Genomic DNA, 9343 nt, shown 5'->3' with positions numbered 1-9343 from the left:
CCCCAGCAGATCCGTAAACTCATCCGAACCACCAACGTCATCGAGAGAGCCTTCCGTGAGGTAAGACGGCGTCTGAAAATAATGGGATATTTCCAAAACGCCCCAAGCTGCCGGAGAATCGTTTATGCTTTATTCAACTATTTCAATCATAAATGGCACAGAACCAAGGAAATAATAAAAACCATCAAAAACATGATACAAAAAGCAGCCTAAATAAATGAAAAAAAGGATATACCAATTTCCACACTAATATTGACATTACCCCTTCTTAACCCGGCTCTGAAATCAGTCTGAAATTTTGTTTCCGCTTGTATCGATTCCGAGTTGTTTATTCATCTTGCGCAGATTTGAGGGGTCGATTCCCAGCAGGGCGGCAGCGGCCCGGACGTTCCCATTTTTTTCCCCAAGCGCCTCGACTATGCAAATCCGCCGAAACTCCCGCAGGCGCGCGGTCAGGTTGCGGGTGGGCGAAGCAGGCGTATCGCCTTCGGCCGCTATCAATTTGAGGAAATTCCGAACATCGTCCTCGAAAATGATGTCGGATTCGGTAAGAACCATGAGCGATTCCACCACCTCCAGCAACTGGCGGACATTACCCGGCCAATCGAATGCCCGCAGGATTTCAACGGCCGACGGGTCGAATATTTTCGGCGGAAATCCCTGCTCGATTGTAAAACGATCTTTGAACTTGTCCAGAAGAAGCGGGATATCTTCCCGGCGTTCGCGAAGAGGCGGCAAAGAAATGGTTATTCCCTTAAGACGGAAATAGAAGTCTTCCCGGAAATCGCCGCTCTTGACAAGCTGCTCCAGGTTCCTGTGGGTGGCACTGATGATGCGAACATCGGTGGTTTTGATTTCCGGACTCCCGACCTTCTGATATTTCCCCGTTCCCAGAACCTGAAGCAATTTGGTTTGAGTATTGGGATCGAGGTCACCTACTTCATCAAGCAAGACCGTGCCGCCTTCAGCGTATTCAAACATGCCGACTTTATTCTCGTTGGCATCGGTGAAAGCCCCTTTGACGTGGCCGAAAAGTTCCGATTCAACCATATGCGGCGATTTTTGATTGCAGGGAAAGACAAAGTAGCGCTGGTTTTTGCGTTTGCTATTTGAGTGAATGGCCTGCGCCACCAGATCCTTGCCGGTTCCGGTCTCACCCAAAATAATAATCTTGGTGTCGGCTGCGGCGACTTTTCGAATCATTCCATATACTTGTAGCATCCTGTGCGAATTGCCAAACATCCCATAGTGGCTCTCGGCCTGTGCCGACATGAGCGCCGTGTTGTTCCTGAGAGCGTAAGATTCAACCGCATTACGGACGGCCCGGGTCAGTTTGGAGATCGATTCGCCTTTCTGAACATAGTCAAACGGCTTCTCCTGTTCATCGATTTCATCCTCATCATAATCGCCGGGATAGGCCGTATGAAAAATAATCGGTATTTGAGCTTCCATTTTTATTATTTCGCGTGCGGCCGCAATCCCGTCCATAACCGACATCCTGATATCCATCACCACCGCCGCAATATCTCTGTTTTGCCGCACCATCTCGATCGATTCGGGGCCGGAGGAGGCCAGAAATGTTTCATATTCCGATTGAAAAAGGATGTGGAGCATCTTTAATACCTGGGCGTCGTCATCGACCAGCAGGATCTTATATTTATCAGGTCGACTCATATTTGAGATTTTCCTCGTCTTTATGGATTTTGAATTTGAGATCAAAACGGGTACCGTCACCCGGCGAACTGGTGACGGCGATACTCCCGCCGTACATCTCGATTATTTTCTTGGCGGTGGCCAAGCCGATGCCGGTCCCTTTGTCCGGTTTGGTGGAATAGAAGGCCTCGAAGATGCGACTTAAATTCTCGGGGGGAATGCCCCCGCCATTATCGATCAGGGCCAATTCCAGATAACTATCCTGTACTGTCCCTTCGATTTTAATGGCCGGGTCGGGAATATCGGTCAGAGCATCCAGAGAATTCAAAACGAGATTGTTAAAAGCAATAAACAGTTGGCGACGATTGGATTCAAGCCAGACTTCCGGCGGACAGGATATCTGCAATTGTACCCTTTGCTCCTTGATTCGTATCTGGTTGGTGACACGTATTTCATTCAGAACATGGTTCAGGTCGACTTTCTCGGGCATACATTCCGAATCCAGCTTGGTATACTGGGATATCAGCGCGGTAATACCGATCGCCCGTGCGATGGAGTCATCAGCCATCTTATAGAAACTATACAGATGCCCGCGATCGGTCAGATTTTCGTAGATAAGTTTCTTGAGCTGGCTGAGCGATCCCTTGGCCGGGAACAAGGCGTTACGAATTTCATGGGCAAAGCCGCCGGAGATCTGCCGGGCCTGCCGGTATTTTTCCTGATGCGCCTGTTCCAGCTCTTTTGCGGCGCGTTCACGCTCCATGGCATTGGCGAAGATTTCACCCACAATTCTTAAGAGCGGGATGATGTCCGCCGACCATACTTTTTCCTCTCTTATTGACATAAGCCCCAGACCACCCAAAAGGGATTGGCCATAAGCGACCGGAATGATGACGATCGATTTGACTCCATATTTCTGCAGCATCTTCAGCTCGGCAGCAGCCTCCTCGGGGAGATCTGTCATATGGGGGATATGGATATTCTCAAGTTTCTTCAGTCGGGACAGTGCCCATTGGAAAGACCCCAGCGGCAGTCCCCGCATCGGTCCAAAGGGATTGACCATCTCGGGCGATAGCCAGAGATTCGTTGTATCCAGGACCCTAAGGTTATCGGTCAGACGAAACAAGAAACTTCTGTCAACATTCGAAAACTCCCCGATTTTCCATAGCGCCTGATTAATTCCGGCGTCAACTTCACCCGGCCCCAGGTTTATGAAACTGGTCGATATCCCCGTGATAAGCTCCTCAAAAGCGAGCCGGTACTGCAGGGCGTTCTCTGCCTCCTTCCTCTCAGTAATGTCCAGAATCGCCCCCTGCAGAGCTGGTTTCCCTTCAAACATCATTTGCTGAGTAAAGATTTCAATCCAACGCTGACGGCCGTTTCTCGTAATAATTTTGGTCTCATAGCGATTGTCGACAGGTTCTCCCCTGTTCCGCTTGCTGTACCTCGATCTCATTTCCTCAACAAATTGCGGGTGCATCAAGTCACGGAAGAAATCCTCAGCCGATGTATTCAAAATTACATCAATCGTTGTATCAAATAGCTCGGCCATGCGAGAATTGGCAAATATCGGGCGGTTCCCATACATGACAAAGATTCCCTGTAATGAATGCTCGGCCAGATTGCGGAATTTTTCTTCGCTGCTGCGGAGTTCCTCTTCCATTCGGCGGCGGTCGGTAATGTCGCGCGCCACCCCAAGAACGCCGACGATGCGGCCCTCGATAATCTGCGGAGCGGTGACAAATTCTCCTATTAAATAGCGCCCCGATTTGATGCGGACACGATACTCGTGGGGACCGATCTGGCCACCCTGCATGACACTCATATAATTCCTGCGACATTCCTCAAGGTCGTCGGGGTGGATTACCTCTTCGAAAGGCCGGCCCAGCCATTCGGCGATCGACCATCCGGTGATCGTCTCGAAAACGGGGTTAAATCCTGTAAAGATGCCTTCAGAAGAGACAGTGTAGATAATATCTTTGGCGTTTTCGACCAGGCTGCGGTAACGTTCTTCTGATTCCTGCAGCGCCGTATTTAGCTCGGCCAGAGCCTGGCGCTCGCGGGTCAGCTTCTCCAGAGTCTGAATTTCGTGCACCTTCTTGGTGACAATTTCGAGAATCTCCTCCATATAGACAGTGGTATCAAGCGATGGGCGATTGTTGTCGAACGGGGTATCCACTGATAGCCACCCTTCATATTTCCCCTGATTGTCGATAATCGGCACAAAGAGTTCATCGCCGACTTTCCATGAGGATTCTCCGTCAGCCGGTTCTTGGTCTTGGGGAATAACTCTCTTAAGATCAGCATGTATCAGACCGGATTCGGCCGGAATAAAAAACGAGCGACTGATTCGGAATTTCTCTTCGGTCATTCTGTTTGAAAGCTCCTTATCGGGCGCCGGCGCTTTTCGCGCCTGTTCCAGAATTGCCGGGTCAAGACCATGCTGGCCGAGATTGATAATCTCCCGCTGAGCATTGTGAAGGGTAAGCACGGAGCGCCTGAAGAGACCTGAATCGGCTATGGCCCGACAGGCCAGCTGCAGGCAGCCATCCGCCGTCTCTTCCGTTCTCAAACCGCTGAGAAGCTGCAATCGTGCCTGATCGCGTTTTTGCGATTTATGCGCTTCCGAGATATCTTCTACGATGACCGTAAAACCGATAACCTTGCCCATATCATTACGCAATGCGGCGCCGCGGGTTCTGATCGGGAAAGTCCGCCCCATCTTATCCATCGCCAGATAATCGGCGCTGATAGTTGAGCCCTGCCGAATGACCATTTCAATGTTCTGGAGGACCAACGGATGTTGATTACGATCGATAAATTCCAGTGCATTATGCCCTATAACTTCCGTGCCGTTCCTGAAACCGAAAATGCGCGCGATGGCCGGATTTACCTGCAGGATATTGGCCTCCAAATCACAAATCACGATACCATCCGCCACCGAATCGAACATGGCCCGTAATTTTTCCTCGGACTCCTGCAATGCCTTTTCGGATTTCTTTCGTTCGGTGATATCATGTCCGATGCCGATTGCGGTAAGTTCGTCCGAATCCGGGGCAAAAATGGCCGCGGTGGACCAGAGGATGGTGCGCCGCTCCCCCAATTTTGTCAGCAGTTGCCCCTCATAAACATCGGTCGGATGCGCCCGCACCCACTCGGCGAAATTATCGAGTCCTTTATGATGCGCCTCCGGGGGAAGGAACATTTCCGGCCAGTGCTTGCCGATAACTTCCTGGCGCTTATATCCGGTCACCAGCTCGCACTCAGTGTTGAAAACCTTTATCCTCGCCTTGTTATCGAGGCAGACAATCAGGCTGTTGGCAGCATCGAGAATGGTATTGGAAAAATCGCGCTCATATTCCAGCGCCTGGATGGTTTTCTTCTGGTCGGATATATCCGAGGCAATAATCAGGACTGAAGTGATTTCCCCGGATGAATCCCGAAGCGGCTGAATGCTGGTGCTGTACCATCGGGGAACGCCCTGCAAAATAGTAATATCCTCAAAAACCTGTCCTTTGCCCGATTGAATTATACACCGTATTGATTGTATATGACGATCGGCGATCGCTTTGGGAAAAACATCCCATAAGGTTCTGCCGACAAGTTGCTCCGGCAATCGCCCCGCCCGCCGGGCGGTGATGCTGTTGACAAAGAGAAACCGTCCTTCATGATTGACCGTAAAAATCGGCTCGCGGGCACTCTCCACCAGAGTCCGATACTTGGCCTCACTCTCCTCCAGTTTCCGTATCGACTGCTTTCGATCGCTGATATCGCGGGCGATGCCGCAGAGACCGATGATTTCCCCGAATCGGTCTTGCATCGGCACTTTCACAACATGGAAGGTGAACGGAACCCCATTGATCGGCCTGGTTCGCTCTTCCTGGTAAATTTCCCCCCGGAGCACACGGGAATCGGTTTCCCGCACATGGGCTCCCGCCTCATCGCCAAACAGCTCATCCTCATTCTTACCGATAAGCTCACGGGCAGGCAGGCTGAAAAGCTTCTCCATGGCCGGATTGACATGGATATATCTTAGGGAACGATCTTTTATGAAGATTGAATCCTGGGCGGTATCGAAAATAGCCCGGAATCGCTCTTCGCTGCGCCTCAATTCATCAAGAGCTTTATTGCGGAAGCGATTTACGATGAATAGACCCACCAGCAGGGCGGCGAGTATCGTAACAAAGAAGTTGTGATATTCCCATAAGCTGATGGCGATATAATCCAGCCACGCCCTCCTTTTTATCTGAAAGAAGTATCCCCGATTATCCGCGCCGAGAAGAATCTCCCGGATGTTGCTGTCACGGTCATAGGTGACGGGCTGACAGATAGTCAGACTCTTATCGATGCTCAGGAGTTTCTTGAAATTGTAAGAATACAGGTCAACTCCATCCTTATGCGAGATGAGAAAGGCCGGCCGTTTCTGATCGGGAATCTTAATCATTCCGATGAATCCTGAGAGATGGGTCGGCTGGGACTCGGCCAGCAGATTTAGGCTGGTGTCAAATATTTTTACGACACCGTTACTCCAGACGGTGTATATATCGGGGTGACCGTCAAAACGGTAATCGGCCGGCCACATATCTCGCAAAATCTCCCTGACAGCCAGAGTCCGGATGATCTTCCCCTCGCGATCGATGATACTCAATTGGCCGCACTCGGGCGGCAAAGAATCAGCCAAACGCGGATCGGAGAATGGATAAATATTATAAAGACAAAACCGGGAAGCGGCCGAATCAATGGGAATTATTCTGGTTCCGAGATAATCCCCGAGGATGATTTTATTGAACAGGACTGCGCCATGACTGTCAACCTTTGTAATATAACCGTAGCGGTCATCGAAATTCGAATCAAAAACGCCATTCTGGGGGCCATAAGTGGTAAATATGACCGCAGGATTTGATGAATCGCCGCAGGAATAAAGATTGCCCCGACCCATAACCGAGGCGACCGGCAATGACCACTCGATTTTCAAATCCTCCATCTCCAAGCAGTAGAGGATACGGGGTTCCCTATCCCGGCCGGGGCAGACATAGAAAAAAATCTCTTCCCGGCCGTCATAATCATAGTCGAGCGCGGCAATAAAAGATATGTCCGGCTCCCATTCGCCGTTGCCGCTGTGGTCAACACCAGAGGTCAGATAGATATAGTCAAACTTCCCGGTGCCGGGTATATTGCGCAGAACAAAAGCGGAGTCATTCCGATAGCATACGGCGGCCACGCATTTCTGCTCCAGCTTTGTATCATAGTATATGCAATAATCTTTTATGGTGACATAGAGCGGATCTTCATCGATATGAACCAGCCGCGCATAATCGAAAAGGGCGATTGATGCGGGGGCATCGTCATTAAGATTTTTATTATAAGCCAGTATCATCAACGCCCGGCTCGAATCATCGTTTCGGCTCTGGAAGACCTGTATCGGATTGCGAATGCTTTTCTTATTGACCCCGTAATCAAATGAATATTTCTGCACAGCGTCATAGAGAAGCAACTTGGGGTCGCGATTGAAGTCGATAATTATTCGGTCAACAGCGCCTGCTGAAACAGGTATAGAGATTAGCGAGATTAAAAGCAGGGCAAGTCGGCCGCAATTGAGCAGGAACTTGCTGGTCATAACTGTCATTATTATAGCGGATTTTCCGATATTGTCAATGAAATATAAAAGCGGGGCACTTTCTCAATTAAAAAGGGAACAATGGCTCACGAAATTGAAACGGGTTTTGGAAATGAATCCCGGCGGAAAGACTCAGCCATTCCGTTTCACAGCCAGCAGCGTAATATCATCCGACTGCGGAAATTCGCCGACAAACCTCTTAATGTTCTCAATGCTGAAATCAATGATTTCAGCGGCATTATGAGCGCGCCAGTCAATCGCCTGATTTTCCCAGCGCTCCTGGGAGTAGAGTTCCTCCCCGTGCCGAGCCTCGGTGACACCATCAGTATAGGCAAGAAGCAAATCGCCCGGTTCCAGCGCAATCTCCTGCCTCTCCCAGGTCATCCCCTCGAAAGCGCCGATCATGATGCCGGTCGCTTCCAGTCTCTCCAGACGGCCGTCCGAATGAACCAGAAGCGGTGGATTGTGCCCGGCATTGACATAGCTGATCCTGTGAGTGTGCGGTTCGATTATTCCGACAAAGAGAGTGGCATATTCATCAGCTTCACTATGGCGGCAAAGCTCCATAGAGACCATTTCCACGGCGCGAGTCATGTCAAAGCTGGTCTCATGGTACAATATCCTGAATGAAGCCAATATATCCGACATCAAAAGCGCCGCCCCCATTCCCTTTCCGCTGACATCGCCCATGAGGAAAATGAGAGAACCATCCGGTAGAAGAGCCAGATCATAGAGGTCGCCGCCGACCTGCTGCGATTGCTCCTGCATGGCGAAAATCTGATACCCGGCGACTTCCGGAATGGATTTCGGCAGCAGGTTGCGCTGGATGGCCGCCGCCTGGGCACGTTCCGCCTCCATCAGCCGGCGCTGTTGCCTTTCCTTCAACAGGGAGTAGTTGAGAAGACGCGAGGCGATGATATTGCCGAAAGTGATCATCAACCGCAGAAACTCATTATTATAGCGGTGAAGCGGGTTACAGGTATCGGCGTAGAGTATTCCCAGAACTTTGTCTTCATCAAAAAGCGGAACGGCCATGGCCGACTTAAGGCCGCTCATAATAATTGATTGTTGCCGGGCAAAGTGGTCGCTCAGCTGCGGGTCGCTTATTACCAGAGAATCTCTTTTCTCCAGAATATCGCGGATGATAGTTTTGGAGAGGTTAAATTCCCCGGTGCATTTCCCTCCCTGACTGAAAGCGGCCCCGCAGGTCACTCCCAATTCGTTATCGGCGGTCAAAAGAACCGCCAGCCGTTCGGCAGGAATTACACGAGCAATCAATTCCAGCGACCGCTGCAACATTACTTCCCGCGGCTCCGGCAGAACCAGCATTTTGGCCATCTCCAGCAGCGTCGGGACCACCTCGGGAAGACCGGCTATCTGGGAGGGAAGCGGCCGTCGAGATTCATCAATGGATAAAATGACCGACTTCTCCAGATTCCGGTCGGGGACTTCGTTCAGCGTCGGCAAAGATATCGGCTCACCTGATTGCCCGATCTCCACCACGGCCAATTTGACCTGGCCAAATCTGAGGATGTCACATGGTTTGACCTCTACCCGGCCGATGACCTTTTCTCCGTTGAGCATGGTGCCATTGCGACTGTCGAGATCAGTCAATATCAGAGTGCGGGAGCCTTCAATAACTTCAATCGAGGCATGATGACGCGAAACCGTATTGTTGTCGACACAAAGATCGGCATCACCTTTCTTGCTTCTGCCCAAAATATATTTCCCCGGTAACAGGTCCCAGGAATAAGTGCGGCCGCTGTCGATACCAACCAATCTCAGCATGATTCTCCTCTATGCCTTCTATGATGCCAACTCACAATTCGGAACATGACAATACTCTCGGATGCAAAATCAAAGAAAGACAGGTAAGGACAAGATATTATCATTAATGGTATTTGGCAAATTTAAAATCCGCCGGAGCGGCCCGAGGTAATGTCAATATTAGTGTGGAAATTGGTATATCCTTTTTTTCATTTATTTAGGCTGCTTTTTGTATCATGTTTTTGATGGTTTTTATTATTTCATTGTTTCTGTGCCATTTATGATTGAAATAGTTGAATAAAGCAT

The 9343-nt window shown here is 50.1% G+C and carries 4 protein-coding genes; 1 reads left to right on the top strand and 3 read right to left on the bottom strand.

The features are described from left to right. The coding region (locus NT002_01355; GenBank protein MCX6827919.1) for a transposase at positions 1-213 on the top strand (213 nt) is incomplete at its 5' end. A gap of 72 nt (positions 214-285) precedes the next feature. Here NT002_01355 and NT002_01350 read toward each other — a convergent pair. The 3 genes from NT002_01350 to NT002_01340 form a co-directional block, all read right to left on the bottom strand. After that, entirely contained in the window at positions 286-1674 is a 1389-nt protein-coding gene (locus NT002_01350) for a sigma-54 dependent transcriptional regulator (GenBank protein ID MCX6827918.1), read from the bottom strand. After that, positions 1661-7279 carry a PAS domain S-box protein gene (locus NT002_01345; protein MCX6827917.1) on the bottom strand — a complete coding sequence of 1873 codons (5619 nt, stop codon included), beginning with the start codon at positions 7277-7279 and terminating at the stop codon, positions 1661-1663. The genes NT002_01350 and NT002_01345 overlap by 14 nt, the downstream gene beginning before the upstream one ends. Positions 7280-7402: 123 nt before the next feature. After that, the gene (locus NT002_01340) at positions 7403-9058 is read right to left on the bottom strand and encodes a SpoIIE family protein phosphatase (protein MCX6827916.1); all 1656 of its coding nucleotides are present in this window, start codon (positions 9056-9058) and stop codon (positions 7403-7405) included. Positions 9059-9343: the final 285 nt, after the last annotated feature.

The organism is Candidatus Zixiibacteriota bacterium, assembly GCA_026397505.1.
Lineage (GTDB): Bacteria > Zixibacteria > MSB-5A5 > GN15 > PGXB01 > JAPLUR01.
Note: the sequence above shows the minus strand (reverse complement) of the source record. Positions and strands in the feature narration are given on the sequence as shown.